This is a genomic window from Lentzea sp. NPDC060358 (assembly GCF_042725365.1).
Taxonomy (GTDB): Bacteria; Actinomycetota; Actinomycetes; order Mycobacteriales; family Pseudonocardiaceae; genus Lentzea.
Genome location: NZ_JBHXCW010000003.1, coordinates 30,857 through 50,520 on the forward strand (window position 1 = coordinate 30,857; position 19,664 = coordinate 50,520).

Sequence of the window (19,664 nt, forward strand, 5' to 3'; positions counted from 1 at the left end):
CGAACGGAGGACAAGCGGTGACGATCCTGGTTACCGGCGGTGCGGGCTACGTCGGTTCGCACGTCGTGCACGCCCTCGCCGAAGCCGGGCGTGGTGTCGTCGTGGTGGACAACATGCGCACGGGCTCGCCCGAGGCCGTACCGTCCGGCACCCCCGCACACCCTATCGACGTCACCGACACGGCGAAGCTGGAACAGGTCATCCGGGAGCACGGCGTGACGGCGTGCATCCACCTGGCGGGGCTCAAGAACCCCGGTGAGTCCATGAAGGACCCCGGCCTCTACTTCCACAACAACGCGACCGGCACGCTGTCCGTGCTGAACGCGCTGGTGGCCACGGGTGTCCGCGACCTGGTGTTCTCGTCGTCCTGTTCGGTCTACGGCGCCGCGGAGACGTTGCCCATCACCGAAGACAGCCCGTTGCAGCCCATCAGCCCGTACGGCCACAGCAAGCTCGTGGGCGAACGGATGATCGAGGCGTACGGGAACGCGCACGGGCTGCGCTGGATGTCGTTGCGCTACTTCAACGCGGCCGGAGCGGCGCTCGACGGCAGCATCGGCGAGGACTGGGGCCCGACGCACAACCTGGTGCCACTGCTGGCGAAGGCCGCTCTGGGAGCGCGTCCACCGGTGACGTTGTTCGGCAGCGACTACCCGACCGAGGACGGCACCGCGGTGCGGGACTACACGCACGTGGTGGACCTGGCCGAGGCGCACGTCCGCGCGGTGGACCACCTGCAGTCCGGTGGTGCGTCGGCGGCGCTGAACCTGGGGACCGGCACCGGGTACTCGGTGCTGCAGGTCGTGAAGGGGCTGGAGGAGGTCGCGGGCCGGCCGTTGCCGGTGACCTTCGGCGACCGCAGGCCGGGGGACCCGCCCGTGGTGTGGGCGGATCCGGCCCGTGCCTTCGAGGTGCTGGGCTGGCGTGCCGGGCTCGGTCTGCCCGAGATCCTCGCCACCGCGTGGCGGTGGCACGCCAGCACCGCTCACTTGGCGGGGTAGTTCTTGTCGATGGCGGTGACGACCTTGTCGGCGCCGCTGTCCATCGCGGCCTTCGTCTTGCCGCGGACCTCGACCCGCACCAGCGACTTGTTCGAGACGTAGAAGATGCGCATGTCGAAAGGCGCGTCCGGCACGTCGGTCGCCTTCTCCGACACCATCGCGGGCAGCTGCTTCGGACCGGTCGCGGCGGTGAAGCCGTAGCCCTTCTGCAGCTCGGTGAGCGCGTCGGCCGCGGTCTTGGCCGCCGCGCCGTCCGTGCAGGTGAAGACGTGGACCTGGGTGAACCAGTCGTCCGCGAAGAGCACCTGCGACATGCCCTCGTCGGCGCCGCACGTCGTCATCAGCGCCGCCTCGTCCGGGCTGAACTGAGACTTCTCCTTCGACGCCTTGTCCACCGTCACGGGACCGGTGTTGGCGGCGTCGACCTTGCCCGACAGGCCGTTGAGCGGCAGCTTGGGGCCGGCGCTCGACGACGTGGTGGGAGGCGGCGGCGGGGTGCTGCTCGTCGCCGTGTTGTTGTTGCCGGACTTGCTCCCGGCCGTGAACCACCAGATGCCGCCACCGATCAGCGCGAGCACCAGCACGACGCCGATGATCGCGAAGACCTTGCCCTTGCCGCCGCCACCACCGGACTCGTCGAAGACCTCGGGCCCGTGGCTCCAGCTCGGCGGCTGGTTGATCTGGTCGAAGTCACCGCCGAGCCAGGGCGGCGGCGCGGACTGTTGCTGCTGCTGGGGCTGACCCCAGCCGCCCTGCGGCTGCACGGGCGTGACGAACTGCGTGCGGTCCGCGTCGCCACCACCGCCACCGCCGCCGCGCGGGCTGCCCGGCACCACCTGGGTGGCGTCGGGGTTCGGGTTCTGCTGTTGCTGCTGCGGCGGTTGCTGCTGACCCTGGACGTTCACGACCTGGGTGCGGTCCGAGGTGTTGGGCGGCTGCGCCTCCCACTTGAACGGCGGGGCAAAAGGCCCGCTCTGAGGATTCTGGGCGGGCCCACCGCCGGCCGACCCGGAGAGGACCTCGTCCCGGCGGCGTCGGTAGTCGTCAGCCGAGATCCGACCAGAGGCGAGTTCGTTGTCGAGCTTCTGCAGCTCGTCTTGCCAGGTCACCCCTGGCACCCCCTTCCGCGCGAACATGAGACTCGGACATTGTGCCCGTGCCCGTTAATCCCTTCGTGCTGGCCTCTCAAGTCGTGACCTGGTTGTGGCGCTTCCCACCGATATATTGGCCGGATGGCGTGGTTCCAGCGCAAGAAACCGCAGGTGGACGGCGTTGCCGACGCGCTGCCGGGCCGCGCGGAGCCGGTGCGGGTCGCGCCCTCGCACGCCGAGAACCCTCACGGGTACCGCAGTCTCGGGGGACGGGGGTGTAGTGCCCGGCGGGGTTGAAGGTCACCGGCCGGCCGTGAAGGCCCGGTTCCTCGCCGACGTCGTGCAGACCGGCACGGTCCTCGGCCTCGACGCGAACATGGGCCCGGACGTCGCCGCCGAGGTCATGGGCGGCAAGGGCGGCGAGAACCGGTTCGGGCGCAGCTGCACGCACTCCCACGGGCTGGTCGAGATCAGCTGGTACGAGCGGCTGCGCGGGCTGGGCTGGCAGGGCGTGCACCTGGCCGTGCAGGCGCACCGGCTGAAGTACGGCGTCGAGTTCCTGGACGACGCCGTCGCCGCGCACTACGGCCGGTTCGGCGGGCTGTTGGCGTTCGAGGAGCTCGAGGCCGAGCTGGCGCGGCGCGGGGTGGGGCTGGTCGAGGTCGGGCCCGCGCGGTTCTGGCAGCCGGACGCGCAGGTCGTCGTCCATGTCGAGGCCGGTGCCGTGCACAAGGTCTTCACGGCGTTCGGGCAGGACTTCACCATCGCGTTCGACGGCGATCCCGAGACCGTGTGGCGGCAGGTGAAAGCGGTTGCCGCGATGTCGCCCGAGCAGCGGGTCCGCTGGGCCGAACGGGCAGCGCCGCGGGACTTCCGGTCGTGGTGGCGGTACTGCGCAAGGCTGACGGCGGGGCATGTGGCGTCGCACGATGCGGTGAGCGACCGGCAGACGTTCGTGGACCTGGCGTTCTGGATGTGGGACCACGGTCTCGCCAAGGGCGTGTACCTGCCGGAGGAGGTCGCGCTCTCACGGGCCGAGTTCGTTGCACGGCTTGATGAGCGTTATCCGGAGCTGGTGGTGCCGAGTCACGACGAACTGGTCGACGCGTGTCTCGACCACGTCTCCGAAGGTCTGACACGCACCGAGAAAAACCTCGTCGACGCCGCGTACCTGTTGCGGCACAACCTCACCGACCCGGCCAGGCTCGAAGCCCACCACCAGCGGCGCATCAGCAGAAGATGATCCCGCACGGCCGCGTTGTCGTGGTCGTCGTCGTGGTGGTGGTCGTCGGCCGGGGACGGGTGGTCGTCGTCGTGGGAGGCGGTGCCTGAGTTGTCGTCGTCGTGACGGCCGTCGTCGTCTTCGTGGTCGTCGTAGTCGTTGTCTTGGAAGAAGAAGACGGCGCGGATGACGAACTCGCGGCGGACGACACCGACAGTGATGTCGTCTCAGATGGCGTTGGGAGCAACGAAGGTGTGTTGATGAGCGAGACGCGGGCTCTGCCGTCGCCCTCCGGTGCCACCGGATCGCCCGATGCGAATGATCCGACAAGTGGTGCTAGCACGTAAAACGCGGCTACGGCGACTCCCAGGAGCGCCCCCGTTGCGAGCCGACCCGGCCCGCTCATCGCCGCTAACACTCGGATTGCCTATCTGGTTCACTCGATTGGGTCAAGCAGTACGAGCGTTTTCTACTCAATCACGTAGTGATGTACCGCAGCTCGAACACGCCGCGTGACCACGGCAGACATCTCGACTCCGAAATCAGCCCGGGAATTGTTCGGCGGCCGATACGAGAAGGCGCCAATCGCCCTCGGGAAGGGTGCGCAAACGGTCGAGCAATACCGACATTCTCGTCAGTAACTGCGGGTGATCAATCCAGAAGGAGTGATCTACTCTCAGTAGAGCCGCGAGCAGGTCGCCGGGGTAGAGGGCGAACGAGCGCAGCGGGTCTCGTTCGACGTGCTCCAGCGCCAGCAGGGCCGTCACGTCGAGGCCGACCTGGTGCGTGACGAGCAGGTGCAGCGACGTCGGTGTCAGCTGCCCCACCGGCAGGTCCCGCAGCGCGCAGAGGTCGCGGTACAGCTGGGTGGACGACGCGTCCGGCCCCCGCCAGTCGTCGTCGATCAGGTGCGCGAGCGTGCGGTCCCGGTCCACCCGCACATCGTCCCGGTAAGGGGACGATCTAACGAGCGCACCGCGGCAACGGTTCGGCATTGGGCGACTGCCAGCCGACCCGGACGAGCACCTCGCCCTCGTGCAGCAGCGGCTGCGAGGCCAGGCCCCACACGGTCGAGGCCAGCAGCACGGCGCTCATCGCCTCGCCCAGCCGCAGCCGGTCGTCCCCGACCAGGCGCAGCAGCACGCCGTGGCGCCGTGCCACCAGTTCCACGTCGCACAGCTCGGCGCGGGCCGCGTGCAGCAACCACGTCAGCGCCGAGTCCGGCACCTCGTCGGGCAGGTAGGGGCGGGGATCGGCCCTGCGCAACGAGATCGCGGCCGCCGAGGCCACCTCGCACGAGAACGGGTCCAGCTCCCAGCGCGGGTACACGGACGCGACCCGGCCGTCAGGTGCGCTGTCTCGCAGCACGTGGCAGTCCCAGCCCATGGCCGACAGTGCGACTCGTACGTGGTGAAGCACTGCTCCACACGCGAGGAGCGCCGTCGGGTCCGTGCGCGTCGTCAGGAGCTCGAGACAGTCCTTGCTGTTGCGCCACCGCCACGGCGGCACGACGCCGAACGACGGCGCCCTCACGGCGAGCTTCAGCACTTCGTCGACGGTTCCCGCGTCTGGCGTGCGCACGCTGGTCCTCATGCTGATCACGGTGCGCCCGTACGGCTGCACGGGGGCTGCGTCACGACTGCGCGGCCGCCACCACCGCCGCCACGGTCAGCGCCGCGCCGCGGGCGAAGTGCTCGTCGAAGGCCTCGTCGCCGAGGGCCTGACGGCACAGCGCCACGCACTGGTCGTGCGACGCCGCGAAGTTCGCCGAGCCGAACAGCGGCAACCCGACCGACCGCCACACCCGGTCCGCCCCGCCCAGCAGCAGCGCGGCGTGCGCGGCCGACCCCGCGACCACCGACACCAGCGCCAGCAGCTCCACCGACACCGCGATGCCCAGCAGGTCGTCGAAGCTCTCCTTGATGCGCAACGACGTGGTCGCCAGCTCACGGGCCTCGGCGACGTCACCGCGTCCCATCGCCACGAACGCCAGGACGTACAACGCGTACGCGCGCGCCCACAGCTCGCCGTTCTCCTCGCACACAGCGCGCGCCTCGGCACAGATGGCCGTCGCTCGGTCGAAATCACCGCTGAACGCCACGGTGATCGCCAGCGCCACCCGGGACATGATCACGTTGCTGTCGAGGTGCCCCAACGCGGCGTGGCGCCGGTCGGCCTCGGCCAGCAGCGACGCGCCCAGCGGCAGCTCGTCGTCGAACACCGCCGCCGCGCCCTGCACGTAGGTGGCGTAGACGTCGGCGTTCTCGTCGTCCACCAACAACGCCTCGGCGCGGCACGTCCGCACCAACGCCGGCACCGCGGCGGTGTTGCCCTGCAACGTCGCCACGTACCCCGCGACCCACAGCGCCTTGCAGCGCGCCCGGGACGGCTCGGTCTCCAGCGACAACGCCCAGGTCAGCCAGTGCCGCCCCTCGGCGAGCCGCCCGCAGCCGACCCAGTAGAACCACAGCGTCGCCGCCAGCCGCAGTCCCGCCTCGGCCTCGCCGGGCGTGGTCAGCGAGTACTCCAGCGCCGCCCGCAGATTGCCGCGTTCGGTCGTCATCGCACCGACGGTCGCCGCCTGCCGTGGCGTGAACCAGGCCCGTTCACCTTGCACGGCGACACCGGCGTAGTAGTCGCGGTGCCGCAGCTTCAGCCGTGGTTCCTCATCGCCCGCACGCAACCGCGTCTGGCCGTACTGGCGCATGGTCTCCAGCAACCGATAGCGCGCCACGCCGCCGTGTTCCTCGCGCAGCAGCACGGACTTGTCGACCAGTCCGTCGACCGCGTCGAACATGAAGTCCGCGGTCAGCGCGTCGTCCGAGCACACGGCCTCGGCCGCGGTGAGGTCGAAGCTGCCCGCGAACACCGACGCCCGCGCCCAGAGCAGCTGTTCGCGCGGCGAGCAGAGGTCGAAGCTCCAGTCCATCGTCGCGATCAGGGTCTGGTGCTGCGGCAACGCCGTCCGTTCGCCGTCGGTCAGCACCCTGAACCGGTCGTCGAGGCGTGCCAGCAGCTGTGCGGGCGACAACGCGCGCACGCGCAGCGCGGCCATCTCGATCGCCAGCGGGATGCCGTCCAGCCGGCGGCACAGGTCGGCCACGGCCTGCTCGTTCGCCGCTGTGATGACGAACGAGCCGGGGATCGCGGCGTCGGCGCGCTGGGCGAACAACGTCGCCGCCGGGTACGGCACCGACAACGGAGCCACGGACAGCACCTGCTCGCCGTAGACCCGTAGCGCGCGCCTCGACGTCGTGAGCACCCGCAGCCGTGGAGCGGCGCGCAGCAGCGTGTCGACCAGTACCGCGCAGTGGTCCACGACGTGCTCGCAGTTGTCCAGCACCACCAGCGCGTCGCGGTCGGCCAGGAACTCCGTGAGCACGGTCAGCAGCCCGCGCCCGGTCTGGTCGACCACGCCCAGCGCCTCCGCCACGGCGTGGGGGACCAGCGCCCGGTCGCGCAACGCCGCCAGCTCGACCAGCCACACCCCGTCCGACGGGTGCTCGCCGCGCGCCACCTGCACCGCGAGGCGCGTCTTGCCCACGCCGCCGACACCGATCAGCGTGACCAGCCGGTGCTGCCGGACCAGGTCCGCGAGCTGCGCGGTCTCCGGGCGGTCGACGAAGCCGGACCGGTCGGCCGGCAGGTTGCCGCGGACCGGCACCGGCGGGCGTTCGACCAGGTCGAGGCGGGGGTCGGCGGTCAGCACCGCCTGTTCGAGGTCGCGCAGCCGGGTACCGGGCTCGATGCCCAGCTCGTCGACCAGCACCCCGCGCGCCCGGTGGAACGCGGCCAGCGCCTCGGCCTGCCGCCCGCACCGGTAGAGCGCGATCATCAGCTGCTCCCACAGCCGTTCGCGGAACGGGTGCTGCTCGACCAGCGAACTCACCAGCGGCGCCACGGCGGCGTGCTCCCCGAGCGCGAGCGACGCGTCCATCAGGTCCTCGGTCGCGCCCAGCCGCAGCTCCGTGAGCCGCGCGGACTCGGTGCGCGCCCACTCGCCGGGCCGGCAGTCCACCAGCGGGTCGCCCGTCCACAACGCGAGGGCCTCGCGCAGCATCCGCGCGGACTCCGCCGGTTCGTCACTGCGCCGTGCTGCTGCGACGAGCGATTCGAACCGTGCGACGTCCACGTGGTCCGCGGACGCGTTGAACACGTAACCGGGCTCGCGGGTCGTGATCAGCTCGCCGAGCCCCGCGTCGCGGATCTGGCCGCGCAGCCGGGCGAGGAGGCTGTGCAGGGTCTTCGTGGCGGTCGCGGGCACCTCGTCGGACCAGAGCGCGTCGACGAGCGCGCTCCTCGGCACCGTTTCCCCGGGGTTGACGGCGAGGCGGGCCACGAGGGTCCGCTGTCCCGCGCTGCTGAGCTGCACTGCTCCGTTCGGACCGGTGAGTTCGAGCGGTCCGAGCAGCCGGATGATCACGTTTTTTCGTCCTGTCGTCAGCCCCGACAAAGACTGGAACCGCGCCAAGATATCCCAATGGAATTTGATGGGAGAATCAAAGCCCGAAGAGTTGTCGCTTACTCCGACCTGCGTGCCGTGCTCGCTGATCCGGCGACGTTCTCTTCCCGGGACATGTCAGGTCCGCAGCTCGCGGCCCTGGCGGCGATGTTGCCGCCGGAGCAGCGGCGATTGTTGGAACTGATGTCTTCGGTGAACACGGCGGACGGCGCGAAACACGCGCGAATTCGTGCGGTGGCGAACCAGAAATTCACTCCAACGGCCGTGCGCCACCTGGCTGGTGCAATTCGGGAACGGGTCCGCGGGTTGCTCGATTCGATTCCGGGCGAGGCGGACTTCGTCAGCGAGTTCGCCGCGCCCCTCACGCTGGGCGTCATCGGCGACCTGCTCGGCGTGCCCGAACGGGACTTCCCGCTGTTCCAAGAGTTCATGGCGCCCGTGCTGGACCTGACGAGCGGCGAGGAGGTGGACGAACGGGTCCTCGGCTCGTACTTCGCCGGGATGAACGAGTTCTGCGCCTACTTCGCCCGGTCGGAAGCGTTCCGCGGCGGGCAGCTCTCCGAACGGGAACGGCTGTCGCTCTGCCTCGCCGTCATCGTGGCCGGGACCGAGTCGACCACGAACCTGCTGGCCAGCATGCTGCTGCGGCTCGACGAGCGGGAACGCCGGCTCGACGGCGTGGTCGAGGAGGTGGTGCGGCTCGACGCGCCGTTCACCGGCTTCTTCCGCACCGCGACGTGCCCGGTGACGGTGGCGGGCGTGCGGATCGAGGAGGGCGAGCACCTCTTCCTCGACTACGCGGCGGGCAACCGCGACCCGCGCGTGTTCACCGGGGACTTCGACCCCGGCAGACCGTCGGTGCCGGCCCACCTGGGCTTCGGCCACGGGCCGCACTACTGCCTGGGCGCGGGCCTGGCCCGCCTGGAGGGCCGGATCGTCGCCGAAGAGCTGCTCGACCGCTCGTTCGAAGTGGCCGAGCAGCCCGGCGACGTGCGCTACCGCAGGCACCTGATCAGTCACGGGCCCGCGGCACTGCGGTTCAGACCAGGGCGGCGTCCAGCGTGATGTTCTCGACGGCCGCGAGCGCCTTGGAGACCGGGCAGTTCGCCTTGGCGCCCTCGGCGGCCGCGACGAAGTCCTCCTGGGACAGCCCCGGCACGCTGGCGCGCACCGTCAGGTGGATCCCGAGGATGCCCTGACCGGCCTGGAACTTCACCTCGGCCTTGGTGTCGATCGAGGTGGGCGGCGTGCCCGCACCGGTGAGGCCGTGCGAGAGCGCCATCGAGTAGCAGGCCGAGTGCGCGGCCGCGATGAGCTCCTCGGGGCTGGTCTTGCCCCCCGCCTCCTCGGCGCGCGCCTTCCAGTCGATGTCGAAGCTGCCGCTGTTGGAGGTGGAGAGGGCGACGTTGCCCTTGCCCTCGACGAGGGAACCTTCCCAGTGCGCGTTTGCCGTCTGAGTGATGGCCATGATCTCCGGGTCCTTGTCGAACGAGCTCGATCAGGTTGATGCGAGCGGCTGGGACCAGCCTGTCACGGGTGGGCCCGGAGATCACCTCGACGAGCCCGGGAAACACCGCGGAGAAGGGGGGCTTGGGGGGTCGTCCCCCAAAGTCATGGCGAAACGAAAAGGCCCGTGCTCTCCATGAGCACGGGCCTTCCCGAGTGGAGCGGATGACGAGACTCGAACTCGCGACCCTCACCTTGGCAAGGTGATGCGCTACCAACTGCGCTACATCCGCACTGCCTTACGGGAGAGAACTATACAACAGGCTCAGACGGCGTCTCGACCGGGGGGCTGCAAACCGGCCAGCAGTTGATCTACCTCGGACAACTGCTCCTTCGGCCACCGCCACTCCCACAGCGCCCGCACCTTGGCCAGCACGTCGACCGGCAGCCAGGCCGCCACCTCCTCGCGGAGGTCCCAGTCGTCGAACACGTGCTCGTAGAAGCTCACCAGCGCGGCGTTCTCCAGGAACTGCTCCGGCTGGTGGAAGCACCAGTGCGCGAAGCCGTACGCGCGGCGCAGCACGTCGTCGTCCTGCTCGCGGTGCGCCTCCTGGGCCAGCTGCGACAGCTCGGAGAAGAAGACGTGGCAGGACCACTCCTCGGTCTCGGCGACAGCACGGAGTTCCGGCACGAGTGCCGAGGCGCGTTCTCGCCAGTCCACCACGGGGCTGACGATAGTCGCTGGATCTTCTCCGGCCGACCGCCCGACGCCCACCTGTGACCGCTTCGTCACCGGATGCGTTGCGCTGAACAGACCACTACTAACGGATGGTCTTGTATATCGACCTGTTCTCATCCCGGGGCAGGTCTGGCCCCTTGTGGCATGTTGAAGCGCGTGATGGTCGACGAGAACGAGGTCGACCGGGACCTGCTCGCCAGGGTGCGCGAGGGAGACGACTCGGCCTACGGCGAACTGTTCTCCCGGCATGCGGACGCGATTCGCCGTTTTTCTCTCAGGCACGTGCGGGAGGCCGCCGAGGCGGACGACCTCACCGCGGAGGCGTTCTTCCGCATGCTGCAGGCGATCCGCCGCGGCAGTGGTCCCACCGACCACGTGCGCACCTACCTGCTGACCGTCGCCCGCCGCGTCGCGTGGGAGTGGAGCGGCCGCCGCCGGGACGTGCCCGTCGAGGACGAGGAGCTGGGCCGGCGCGTCGAGCCGGTCAGCGACAACGCGAACCGCCGGGTCGAGCACAACCTGATCACCCGCGCCTTCTCGAGCCTGCCCGAGCGGTGGCGTGTCGTGCTGTGGCGCGTCGAGGTGGAGGGCGAACGCCCCGCCACGGTGGCACCGCACTTCGGACTCTCGCCCAACGCCATGTCGGCGTTGGCCCGCCGTGCGCGCGAGGGGCTGCGTGCGGCGTACCTGCAAGCTCACCTCGCGGCCGACGACGGGCGTTCGTCGTGCGCGGCGATCCGGGCGAAGCTCGGCACCTACACCGCGGGCGGGGTCCAGGGCGTCGAGGAACGCCGGATCGGCGCGCACCTCGACACCTGCTCGTCCTGCTCGCAGCTGCACGCCGAGCTGAACGAGGTCTGCGCGACGCTGCGGGCCAACGCGGCGTTCCTGGTCGTGCCGGCCGGGCTCGGGCTCGCGTTCGCCGGGAACGTGTTCCTCACCAAGGTCAAGCTGGCGTTCGCGGCGGCGAGCGTCGCGACGGTCGGCCTGGTCGGGACGATGGCGGCGGTGTTCACCGCCGGGCCGGGGACCGCGGTGCTGGAGCCGGACCAGAACCCGGCGGTGGTCGCGCTGAACACGTCGTCGGGGACGTCGAGCTCCGGCCGTGCCGAGGAGTTCGCGGTCGTCCCGCCGCCGCAGCCCCAGCGGCAGCAGGAGGGGCACGGGAACGTGGTCGCGCCCGCCGGCCAGCCGCGGCAGGAGACCGGGCGCAGGACGACGTCGTCCGCCGCGCAGCCGACCTCCGAGCAGCACGAGGAACCGCCGGTCGAGCGGTCCGAGAAGGTCGTGGAGACGCCCTCCTCCTCCGCCCAGCCCACGGTCGTCACGACGTCGCGGGACATCAACTCGCTGAACACGCAGGCCACCACGTCCGGCTCGTCGCCCCCGCCGTCGAAGCCGTGCTCCACGCCGTGGACCACCGAGACGACCGCCACGCTCTACCCCACGGAACCCGTCCAGAACTGACGGTGACGATCAAGGCCGGGCGAGTTCACCCACAAGGCTCGGCCTGCGCCAGGTACGGTTTGTCCAAGACCGACCGAGCGTGGGAGACGGGGACATGACACGGCTGGTGCGCGGTGCGGACGGGCGGATGTGGACGGTCCACAGCCGCGTCGAGTGGCGCAACCCGGTGCTTTCCGACGACTTCGAGCACGACGTCAGCGGTGGTGCGCTGCCCGGCATCATGATGGCGGGCATGCTGGTCGTGATGGTGGTCGTGCTGATCGCCTGGACACCCGCCCAGGTCGTCATCCCCGCGTGGCTGATCCTCGCGCTGATCTTCCTCTTCCTGTTCTTCCCGGTCCGCTGGGCGCTGCGCCGCCCGCACACGCTGGTCGCGGAGAGCAAGGCCACGGCCGACGAGCTGCCGCCCGAACGGTGGATCGGCCAGGTCCGGGGTCCCCTCGCGGTGCGCCAGGAGGCGTCGCGGGTCGCCAGGACGATCGAGATGCACTCGCTGCCCGACGTCGAAGGCCCGTTGCAACCCGTCGACTGATGCGACACTGGACCGGTGCCCGAGCTACCCGAGGTAGAAGCACTGGTCCACCACCTGCGCGAGAACGCGGTGGGCCGTGCCGTGCACCGCGTCGACGTCGCCTCGCTGCAGGTGCTCAAGACGTTCGACCCGCCGTGGACCGCGCTGCACGGCCAGGAGGTCGTCGCCGCGCACCGGCACGGCAAGCACCTCGACCTGGAGGTCGCCGACGGCCTGCACCTGGTCGTCCACCTCGCCCGCGCCGGCTGGCTGCGCTGGGCGGACACCATGGCCGCACCGCCGCCCAAGCAGGGCCGCGGCCCGCTCGCGTTGCGCGTGCACCTCGGCCCGCCCGGCCAGGGCCCCGGCTTCGACCTGACCGAGGCCGGCACGAAGAAGGGGCTCGCGGCGTGGATCGTCCGCGACCCGCTGACCATCGCGAGCATCGCGCGGCTGGGCCCCGACGCGCTGGGGATCACCCGCACGCAGCTCGAGGACCTGTTCGCCAAGCGCACCGAGCGGCTCAAGACGTCGCTCACGGACCAGACCCTGATCGCGGGCATCGGCAACGCCTACTCCGACGAGATCATGCACATGGCCCGGCTCTCGCCGTATGCGACGACGGGCAAGCTAGACGAGGAGCAGCTCGACCGGTTGCACGAGGCCATGCTCACCACGCTGACGGACGCCGTCGCACGGTCCGTGGGGCAGGACGCCGCACGGCTGAAGGGCGAGAAGCGGTCGGGGTTGCGGGTGCACGCGCGCACCGGGCTGCCGTGTCCCGTGTGCGGCGACACGGTTCGTGAGGTGTCGTTCGCGGACAAGGCGTTCCAGTACTGCCCGACGTGCCAGACCGGCGGCAAGCCGCTGGCCGACCGCCGGTTGTCGCGCCTGCTCAAGTGACGATCAGGACCTCCAGGGTGCGGGGGCCGTGCACGCCCTCCACCCGGTTGAGCTCGATGTCGCTCGTCGCCGACGGGCCGCTGATGAACGTCAGCGGACGCGTCGGTTCCAATCGCTGCAACGCTTCCGGCACCGACGCGGCGATCTGGTCCCGGCGCACCACGCACAGGTGGTGGTCGGGTAGCAGGGTGAGCGCGCGCCGGCCCTGGGCCACGCCGCCGTCCAGCACGATCGTGCCGGTGTCCGCGATCGCCGCGGCACACCCGGTCAGCACGCCGTCGGACCGGTCCAGCTCGTCGATCGTGAGCGGTTCGCGCAACCACGTGACGCCGTCGACGAGCCACTCCGCCGGAACGTCCTGCGGCACGACGATCCGCTTGCCCCGGAGGCGGTCGAGGACCGCGGGCACGTCCGTGACCGTGTGCACGATCGCGCGGTAGTCCGCGACCCGTTCGGCGAACAGCTCGACGTCACCGGACCCCTCGCGGTGGTAGCCGCGGACGACCGGTGCCGCCGGCGGGACGCGTGCACCCCGGATGCGGGCCAGGATCTCTTCTTTGGCGCTAGCCACGGTTGTTCCTCCACCAGGCGCGGAACGACTCGGCGGGCGGCGCGGGCACGTCGCGCGACGACGTCCACCTCGAGCCCGGCCACGGCAACGACGTGATGCGCCCGTCCTTCGCGAGGAAACGGGCCAGGGAACCGGCTTTCTGCGCCTTCTCGTAGCGGGAGGCGTCCTGGAACACCCACGCGGCGGCCGCCATCGCGATCGACTCCGCGGTGCGCCCCTTGGCTTCCACTGCTTCGGCGCGCAGGTGCGTGAGGACCGACGGGATGTCGATCCGCACCGGGCAGACCTCGAAGCACGCGCCGCACAGCGACGAGGCGAAGGGGAGCGAGGCCGCCTGCGGGTCGTGCATGTCGCCGACCAGCTGCGGCGTCAGGATCGCGCCGATCGGGCCGGGGTAGACCGAGCCGTACGACTGGCCGCCGGTGCGTTCGTAGACCGGGCACACGTTGAGGCACGCACTGCACCGGATGCAGCGGAGTGCCTGGCGCCCCACGGAGTCCTGCAGCGTCGCGGTGCGGCCGTTGTCGATCAGCACGAGGTGGAACCGCTGCGGGCCGTCGCCGGGGGTCACACCGGTCCAGACGCTCGTGTACGGGTTCATGCGTTCCGCGGTCGAGGAGCGCGGCAGCAGTTGCAGGAAGACTTCGAGGTCCTGCCACGTGGGCACGAGCTTCTCGATGCCCATCACCGTGATCAGGGTGTCCGGCAGCGTCAGGCACATGCGGCCGTTGCCCTCGGACTCCAGCACCACGATCGACCCGGTGTCGGCGACGGCGAAGTTCGCGCCGGAGATCGCGACCTTCGTGGAGAGGAACTTCTGCCGCAGGTAGGTGCGGGCCGCCTCGGCGAGGTCGGCCGGTTCGTCGGACACCTCGACACCCATGCGGCGCTGGAAGATCTCGCGGATCTCCGAGCGGTTGCGGTGGATCGCGGGCACCAGGATGTGCGACGGCCGGTCCTCGCCGAGCTGCACGATCAGCTCGGCGAGGTCGGTCTCGATCGCCTGCACGCCACCGGCTTCGAGGGCCTCGTTCAGCCCGATCTCGGCCGTGGCCATGGACTTGACCTTGACGACCTCCGAGGTGTTCTCGGCCTTGCAGAGGCCGAGGACGATCCGGTTCGCCTCCTCGGCGTCGCGCGCCCAGTGGACGACGCCGCCCCTGGCCGTGACCGACTCCTCGAGTTGCAGCAGGAGCGTGTCGAGGCGGGCCAGGACGTCGTTCTTGATCTGCTCGCCGGCGACCCGCAGCTGCTCCCAGTCGGTCATCTCGGCGACCGCCGCCGCCCGGCGACCGCGGATCGTGCCGGTGGCCTTGCGCAGGTTCTGCCGCAGTTGGGTGTCGGCGAGCGCCTCGTGGGCGGCCTTCGGGAACGTCGGGCTGCCCAGCCACGTCACGGGGTTGCGCGCCACGGGTCCTCCTCCGTCGAAGCCAGGATCTCGGCCAGGTGCACCGGCCGCACACCCGCGCGCAGCCGCGAGAGGCCGCCGCCGATGTGCATGAGGCACGAGTTGTCGCCCGCACACAGCACCTCCGCGCCGGTGGAGAGCACGCACGTCATCTTGTCCGCGAGCATCGCCGTGGACGTCTCGGCGTTCTTCACCGCGAACGTGCCGCCGAAGCCGCAGCAGTGCGTCGAGTCCGGCAGCTCCACCAGATCGAGTGCCTTCACGGCCCTGAGCAGCGCCAGCGGTTTGTCGCCGACGCCGAGCATGCGCAACGAGTGGCACGTGGGGTGGTAGGTGACGCGGTGGGGGAACCACGCTCCGACGTCCGTCACGCCGAGCACGTCCACGAGGAACTCGGCGAGCTCGAACGTGCGCGGCGGCGCCTCACCGAGCGTGGGGTGGATCTCCCTGACCATGCCCGCGCATGACCCGGATGGCGCAACCACGTGGTCGTAGTCCCGGAAGACGTCGGTGTACTTGCGGGCCAACGGCTTGGCCTGCTCCCGGTAGCCGGTGTTGAAGTGCATCTGGCCGCAGCACGTCTGGTCGAGGGGGAAGTCGACCTCGCAGCCGAGCCTCTCCAGCAGACGCACCACCGCACGAGCCGTCGACGGGAAGAACGTGTCGGTCAGGCAGGTCGCGAACAGGGCCACTTTCACCAGCACACCCTCTCCCCAAATTCATCGGATGTCTACCCGTGGCAGTGGACCGTCCGGGGGTACGGGAGGCGAGCCCCTTGCCAAGCAGGTCCACTCAGCAGAGCATGTGCGCTGTGGGCGACCTGTTGACCGAGCGCGCCGTGCTCGGTGTCATCGCGACCCTGGCCGTTCTGGGCCTCTTCGTGATGCTGTGCCGCGCTCGACGAGTCAGCACCTCCGCCGAGGATGCTGTGATGGACATGCTCGACCGCATGTCCAAGGCGTCGAGCGACCTCCGCGCGGGCCTGACCCAGGAGGCCGCCGACAAGGCGACACCCCACCTGCGCGAGATGCTGCGGTGCGTCGCGGTCGCCATCACCGACGAGGAGGGCACCGTCCTGTCGTGGGACGGCGGCGCCAACGACCACTGCGAGTATCTGAACGACACGGTGGCCCGGGCCATCACCAGCTGCCACAAGGAACACGTCGACCACCGCAAGCTCGGCTGCGAGCTCCAGGGCCCGTGCTCCCTGCACAGCGTCGTGGTCGTGCCGCTGGTCGTCGAGGGCAACGTCACCGGCACGCTGATCGTCGTCTACGGCGTGGCCTCGAAGCGCCAGGTCCGCATGGCCGAGGAAACGGCCCGCTTCGTCTCGACCCAGCTCGAGCTCGAGGTCGTCCAGAAGCAGCGGCAGGCCCTGGCCCAGGCCGAGGTGAAGGCGCTGCGCGCGCAGATCTCCCCGCACTTCGTCTACAACGCCCTGAACACCATCTCGTCGCTGATCCGCACCGACCCGGCGCACGCCCGCGAGCTGCTGCAGGAGTTCGCGGAGTTCACGCGCTACTCGTTCCGCACCGACGGCCTCTTCACGACCCTGGCCGACGAGCTGACGAACATCCACCGCTACCTGACCATCGAACAGGCGCGCTACGGCTCCCGGCTGAACGTCCGCCTGCGCATCGCCCCCGAGGTGCTCCAGGTCGTGCTCCCGTTCCTGGTGCTGCAACCGCTGGTCGAGAACGCGGTGCGGCACGGCCTGGCGAAGAAGCCGGGCGGCGGCATGCTCACGATCACCGCCGAGGACAACGGCAACGAGGCCCTGATCAGCGTCGAGGACGACGGCGTCGGCATGGACCCCGAGCGCCTCGACGACATCAAGGACGCGCACCAGACCGGCGCGCACGTCGGCATCGGCAACATCAACGACCGCATGCGGACCGTGTTCGGCGCCGAGTACGCACTCGTGGTGGAGACGGCGCCCAACGCAGGCACGAAGGTGATCCTGAACGTGCCGAAGTTCGCGCGGAACGTGCTGCCGAACCTGAACATCGGGACGCAGCTGACGGACGAGCCGATGACGAACGAGCAGCCGGCGATCCGGGCCTGACCGAACCCCTCCGCAGGCCCCGGACGTGTGGTTTCACCTCACCTCGGAACGGCAACGCGCGCCTGTGCAATCCCAACCTGAGTCGCGAGTCAACTTGCGTGCGCAACCATGGCTCAACCCGTGTGAGCAAGCTGCCGATTGTGGTGGTGACCAAGCAGGAGCCGGTGCTTGAAACACCAGGTGCCGGCCGCGAGTGAGGGCGAAGTCAATGCACGAACCACAGGCACCCGAACGTGTCCGCGTCTGCATCAAGTGCACCGCCAAAGGTCTTTCCAGCTGCAAGTGCTGAGCAACGCCGCCGTTCAGCGCGCTGCCACCGCCAGGGTCGTGATCAGCACGACGGCGCAGACCCCCCAGCTGACCCACATCCAGTAGATGTGCATCGGCGTGGGACCGGCGGCGTTTTGCCGGCCCCGGTCGTCCCACCACTCGACGTAGCGTTCCAGCCAGCGGATCGGGTTGAACGTCACCTGCCGAACCATACGTGTCCAAGGTCACGCGGGAGCAACCTCGGACCATCTCGACCCCGCGTGACCGCGAAACGCACGTACTGTCGAGCACATGAGCGTCACGGACAAGATCGCGGCCCGTCTTCCGAGGGTCATGGACCGGGGCGAGCGGCCGCCGGTCGTCGCCGCGGTGCGGTTGCACGGGGTCATCACCCCGCAGTCCTCGCCGGTCGCCCGCAACACGATCAACCTCCAGAACGTCGAGTCGGCGATCAACCGCGCGTTCGACAACGAGCGGCTGATCGCCGTGGCTCTGCTCATCAACTCGCCCGGTGGCGCGCCCACGCAGTCGGCGCTCATCGCCGAGCGGATCCGGGAGCTCGCCACCAAGAAGCACGTGCCGGTGCTCGCGTTCTGCGAGGACGTGGCGGCCTCGGGTGGTTACTGGCTGGCGTGCGCGGGTGACGAGATCTACGCGCACGGCACGAGTCTCGTGGGGTCCATCGGTGTGGTGAGCGCCGGGTTCGGGCTCAACGGCCTGCTGGACAAGGCGGGCGTCGAACGCCGCGTCTACACGGCCGGGGAGAACAAGGTGCGGCTCGACCCGTTCCAGGCCGAGAAGCCCGAGGACGTCGAGTGGCTCAAGGGGCTGCACGCCGACCTGCACGAGCAGTTCAAGGAGTGGGTCACCGAACGCCGCGGCGCCAAGCTCAAGGACGGCACCGACCTCTTCAGCGGTGAGGTGTGGACCGGCAGCAAGGCCGTGGAACTCGGTCTGGTGGACGGCATCGGGACGATCCGCAGCGTCATCGCGAAGCGGTTCCCGGACGCGGAGCTGACGGTCGCGGAGCCGCGCAAGCCGTTGCTGGCGAAGCTCGGCCTGGCAAGTACTTCCACCCGATCGGGCGATCTCGTGGCACAGGTGCTGGCGAGCGTCGAGGAACGTGCTCGCTGGTCCCGATTCGGGCTGTGAGCATCAGTTCGGTTTCGCAGGGCGTGTCGAGCCCTGCCCCGGCGTAGACACGACCGCACATTGGTGGGCAAGATGCCCGACACAGTGAGTACCCAAGACAACGCCGGTCTCCTCGTCCTCGCAGTCGATGACGAGGCTCCCGGCCTGAGCGAGATCAAGTTCCTGCTCGAGAGCAGCCCTCACATCCGGCGCGTCCTCACGGCCTTCGACGCCGCCGAGGCGCTGCGCATCCTGAGGGGTGACTACGAGCAGGAGGTCATGGCGAGGACCAAGGCCGGCCTGCCGCCGGTCGACGCGGTGTTCGCCGACATCAACATGCCCGGCCTGTCCGGCATGGATCTCGCACGGGTGCTCAGCGCCTTCCGCTACCCGCCCGCGCTCGTCTTCGTGACGGGCGTGGAGGAACGCGACGCGCTCGTCACGGCGTTCGACGTCGGCGCGCTCGACTTCATCAACAAGCCGATCAACGAGGAGCGCGTCCTCAAGGCGATCTCGCGGGTCGCGGACCGGGTGGGGCGCACGGCGGCACCGGCCGCCCAGAGCGCGGCCACCGCGCAGAACCCCGCCGAACCGACCGACGACGAGGTCATCCCCGTCGAGCTCGGCGGCACCATCAAGCTCGTGCCGCGCGCGACCGTGCGGTACGTCGAGGCGCAGGGCGACTACGCCCGCCTGCACACCCAGGACGGCAGCCACCTCGTGCGCATCCCGCTCGCCCAGCTCGAGGAGCGGTGGGCCAACGCGGGGTTCGTGCGCATCCACCGCTCGTACCTGGTCGCGCTGCCTTTGGTGAGCGAGCTGCGGATGACGGCGAACGGCTACGCGGTCGTCATCGGCACCGGTGAGGGCGCGAAGGAACTCCCGGTGAGCCGCCGGCACACCAAGGAGCTCAAGGAACGGATCGTGCGACCGCCGAAGAGCGGCTGGTGAGCAGGCACGACGCGGGAAAGCCCGAGCAGGCCGCCCGCGAGGCCTGGCTCGGTGAGCAGGCGCGCAAGCCGCGCAGGCGCAGGGTCGTGCTCGCCGACTCCACCAAGACGCGCGGCAAGGCGCTGCGCACGATCATCGAGCTGGAGGAGCAGACCAGCGTCGGCGAGAAGCTGGTCCGCGACCTCATCCGGCAGCAGCTGAGGTCCGCGTTCGGGCTCGCGTTCGCGGTCCTGATCGGGATGTGCCTGCTGCCGATCGCCTTCTTCGCGTTCCCCGAGATCGGGGACCTGCTGGTGCTCGGCATCCCCGTCCCCTGGCTCGTGCTCGGTCTCGCGCCGTTCCCCGTCCTCTACTGCGTCGGGTGGGTGTTCCGCAGACAGGCCGAGAGGCACGAGCGCGACTTCGTGAACATGGTCGACCGCTGAC

At 70.0% G+C, this 19,664-nt stretch carries 21 protein-coding genes and 1 tRNA gene; 11 read left to right on the plus strand and 11 right to left on the minus strand.

What is annotated here, in order from left to right; translation table 11 throughout:
• Positions 1-17 precede the first annotated feature (17 nt).
• Entirely contained in the window at positions 18-1,001 is a 984-nt protein-coding gene (galE, locus tag ACFWGZ_RS01100) for a UDP-glucose 4-epimerase GalE (protein WP_382449402.1), read from the plus strand.
• Here the strand turns inward: galE and ACFWGZ_RS01105 are convergent.
• A complete protein-coding gene (locus tag ACFWGZ_RS01105; protein WP_382449403.1) occupies positions 986-2,110 on the minus strand; it encodes a hypothetical protein in 1,125 nt (374 codons plus the stop codon). The two genes, galE and ACFWGZ_RS01105, sit on opposite strands and share 16 nt — an antisense overlap.
• A 295-nt stretch (positions 2,111-2,405) precedes the next feature.
• On the opposite strand from ACFWGZ_RS01105, the gene ACFWGZ_RS01110 reads away from it, so the two are divergent.
• Together ACFWGZ_RS01110 and ACFWGZ_RS01115 are read left to right on the plus strand one after the other, a co-directional pair.
• Positions 2,406-3,335, plus strand: coding sequence for a hypothetical protein (locus tag ACFWGZ_RS01110; RefSeq protein ID WP_382449404.1), 930 nt, complete (start codon positions 2,406-2,408; stop codon positions 3,333-3,335).
• Positions 3,336-3,436: 101 nt separating this feature from the next.
• The gene (locus ACFWGZ_RS01115; RefSeq protein ID WP_382449405.1) at positions 3,437-3,661 is read left to right on the plus strand and encodes a hypothetical protein; all 225 of its coding nucleotides are present in this window, start codon (positions 3,437-3,439) and stop codon (positions 3,659-3,661) included.
• A gap of 195 nt (positions 3,662-3,856) precedes the next feature.
• Here ACFWGZ_RS01115 and ACFWGZ_RS01120 read toward each other — a convergent pair whose 3' ends face one another.
• From ACFWGZ_RS01120 to ACFWGZ_RS01130, 3 genes are read right to left on the minus strand one after another with little or no spacing between them, the layout of a single operon-like run.
• Positions 3,857-4,249 (minus strand): contact-dependent growth inhibition system immunity protein, encoded by a 393-nt coding sequence (locus ACFWGZ_RS01120; RefSeq protein ID WP_382449406.1) that lies wholly within the window; start codon positions 4,247-4,249, stop codon positions 3,857-3,859.
• A gap of 28 nt (positions 4,250-4,277) precedes the next feature.
• Positions 4,278-4,907 carry a hypothetical protein gene (locus ACFWGZ_RS01125; protein WP_382449407.1) on the minus strand — a complete coding sequence of 210 codons (630 nt, stop codon included), beginning with the start codon at positions 4,905-4,907 and terminating at the stop codon, positions 4,278-4,280.
• Between the two features lie 40 nt (positions 4,908-4,947).
• Positions 4,948-7,737: a BTAD domain-containing putative transcriptional regulator gene (locus tag ACFWGZ_RS01130; RefSeq protein WP_382449408.1), complete on the minus strand. Its 2,790-nt coding sequence runs from the start codon at positions 7,735-7,737 to the stop codon at positions 4,948-4,950.
• A 345-nt stretch (positions 7,738-8,082) separates the two neighbouring features.
• Between ACFWGZ_RS01130 and ACFWGZ_RS01135 the strand changes: the two genes are divergently transcribed.
• Positions 8,083-8,841 (plus strand): cytochrome P450, encoded by a 759-nt coding sequence (locus tag ACFWGZ_RS01135; RefSeq protein WP_382449409.1) that lies wholly within the window; start codon positions 8,083-8,085, stop codon positions 8,839-8,841.
• Here the strand turns inward: ACFWGZ_RS01135 and ACFWGZ_RS01140 are convergent.
• From ACFWGZ_RS01140 to ACFWGZ_RS01150, 3 genes are all read right to left on the minus strand, one after another.
• On the minus strand, positions 8,816-9,244 hold the full coding sequence (locus ACFWGZ_RS01140) for an OsmC family peroxiredoxin (RefSeq protein ID WP_382449410.1): 429 nt from the start codon (positions 9,242-9,244) through the stop codon (positions 8,816-8,818). The genes ACFWGZ_RS01135 and ACFWGZ_RS01140 overlap by 26 nt on opposite strands.
• A 195-nt stretch (positions 9,245-9,439) precedes the next feature.
• Positions 9,440-9,515 (minus strand) — tRNA-Gly (locus ACFWGZ_RS01145).
• A 32-nt stretch (positions 9,516-9,547) separates the two neighbouring features.
• On the minus strand, positions 9,548-9,946 hold the full coding sequence (locus ACFWGZ_RS01150) for a hypothetical protein (RefSeq protein ID WP_382419063.1): 399 nt from the start codon (positions 9,944-9,946) through the stop codon (positions 9,548-9,550).
• Positions 9,947-10,105: 159 nt separating this feature from the next.
• Here ACFWGZ_RS01150 and ACFWGZ_RS01155 point away from each other — a divergent pair, with 159 nt between their 5' ends.
• The 3 genes from ACFWGZ_RS01155 to ACFWGZ_RS01165 all read left to right on the plus strand — a co-directional run bounded on the left by ACFWGZ_RS01155 (position 10,106) and on the right by ACFWGZ_RS01165 (position 12,842).
• Positions 10,106-11,428, plus strand: coding sequence for a sigma-70 family RNA polymerase sigma factor (locus ACFWGZ_RS01155; protein ID WP_382449411.1), 1,323 nt, complete (start codon positions 10,106-10,108; stop codon positions 11,426-11,428).
• Between the two features lie 94 nt (positions 11,429-11,522).
• Positions 11,523-11,960: a DUF983 domain-containing protein gene (locus tag ACFWGZ_RS01160; protein WP_382449412.1), complete on the plus strand. Its 438-nt coding sequence runs from the start codon at positions 11,523-11,525 to the stop codon at positions 11,958-11,960.
• A 15-nt stretch (positions 11,961-11,975) separates the two neighbouring features.
• Positions 11,976-12,842, plus strand: a complete 867-nt coding sequence (locus ACFWGZ_RS01165) for an Fpg/Nei family DNA glycosylase (protein WP_382449413.1) — start codon at positions 11,976-11,978, stop codon at positions 12,840-12,842.
• On the opposite strand, the gene ACFWGZ_RS01170 is transcribed toward ACFWGZ_RS01165, so the two are convergent.
• From ACFWGZ_RS01170 to ACFWGZ_RS01180, 3 genes are read right to left on the minus strand one after another with little or no spacing between them, the layout of a single operon-like run.
• Positions 12,835-13,413 carry a lactate utilization protein C gene (locus ACFWGZ_RS01170; protein WP_382449414.1) on the minus strand — a complete coding sequence of 193 codons (579 nt, stop codon included), beginning with the start codon at positions 13,411-13,413 and terminating at the stop codon, positions 12,835-12,837. The genes ACFWGZ_RS01165 and ACFWGZ_RS01170 overlap by 8 nt on opposite strands.
• Complete coding sequence (locus tag ACFWGZ_RS01175) at positions 13,406-14,824, minus strand: LutB/LldF family L-lactate oxidation iron-sulfur protein (RefSeq protein WP_382449415.1); 1,419 nt, start codon at positions 14,822-14,824, stop codon at positions 13,406-13,408. The genes ACFWGZ_RS01170 and ACFWGZ_RS01175 overlap by 8 nt, the downstream gene beginning before the upstream one ends.
• On the minus strand, positions 14,806-15,513 hold the full coding sequence (locus ACFWGZ_RS01180; protein WP_382449478.1) for a (Fe-S)-binding protein: 708 nt from the start codon (positions 15,511-15,513) through the stop codon (positions 14,806-14,808). Before ACFWGZ_RS01180 ends, ACFWGZ_RS01175 begins: the two co-directional genes overlap by 19 nt.
• A gap of 110 nt (positions 15,514-15,623) precedes the next feature.
• Here ACFWGZ_RS01180 and ACFWGZ_RS01185 point away from each other — a divergent pair, with 110 nt between their 5' ends.
• The gene (locus tag ACFWGZ_RS01185) at positions 15,624-16,886 is read left to right on the plus strand and encodes a histidine kinase (RefSeq protein WP_382449416.1); all 1,263 of its coding nucleotides are present in this window, start codon (positions 15,624-15,626) and stop codon (positions 16,884-16,886) included.
• A gap of 302 nt (positions 16,887-17,188) precedes the next feature.
• On the opposite strand, the gene ACFWGZ_RS01190 is transcribed toward ACFWGZ_RS01185, so the two are convergent.
• A complete protein-coding gene (locus ACFWGZ_RS01190; RefSeq protein WP_177220854.1) occupies positions 17,189-17,356 on the minus strand; it encodes a hypothetical protein in 168 nt (55 codons plus the stop codon).
• Positions 17,357-17,447: 91 nt separating this feature from the next.
• Here ACFWGZ_RS01190 and ACFWGZ_RS01195 point away from each other — a divergent pair, with 91 nt between their 5' ends.
• The 3 genes from ACFWGZ_RS01195 to ACFWGZ_RS01205 all read left to right on the plus strand — a co-directional run bounded on the left by ACFWGZ_RS01195 (position 17,448) and on the right by ACFWGZ_RS01205 (position 19,663).
• Positions 17,448-18,308 (plus strand): S49 family peptidase, encoded by an 861-nt coding sequence (locus ACFWGZ_RS01195; RefSeq protein WP_382449417.1) that lies wholly within the window; start codon positions 17,448-17,450, stop codon positions 18,306-18,308.
• Between the two features lie 72 nt (positions 18,309-18,380).
• Positions 18,381-19,238 (plus strand): LytR/AlgR family response regulator transcription factor, encoded by an 858-nt coding sequence (locus tag ACFWGZ_RS01200; protein WP_382449418.1) that lies wholly within the window; start codon positions 18,381-18,383, stop codon positions 19,236-19,238.
• Positions 19,235-19,663, plus strand: a complete 429-nt coding sequence (locus tag ACFWGZ_RS01205; RefSeq protein WP_382449419.1) for a hypothetical protein — start codon at positions 19,235-19,237, stop codon at positions 19,661-19,663. The genes ACFWGZ_RS01200 and ACFWGZ_RS01205 overlap by 4 nt, the downstream gene beginning before the upstream one ends.
• Position 19,664: the final 1 nt, after the last annotated feature.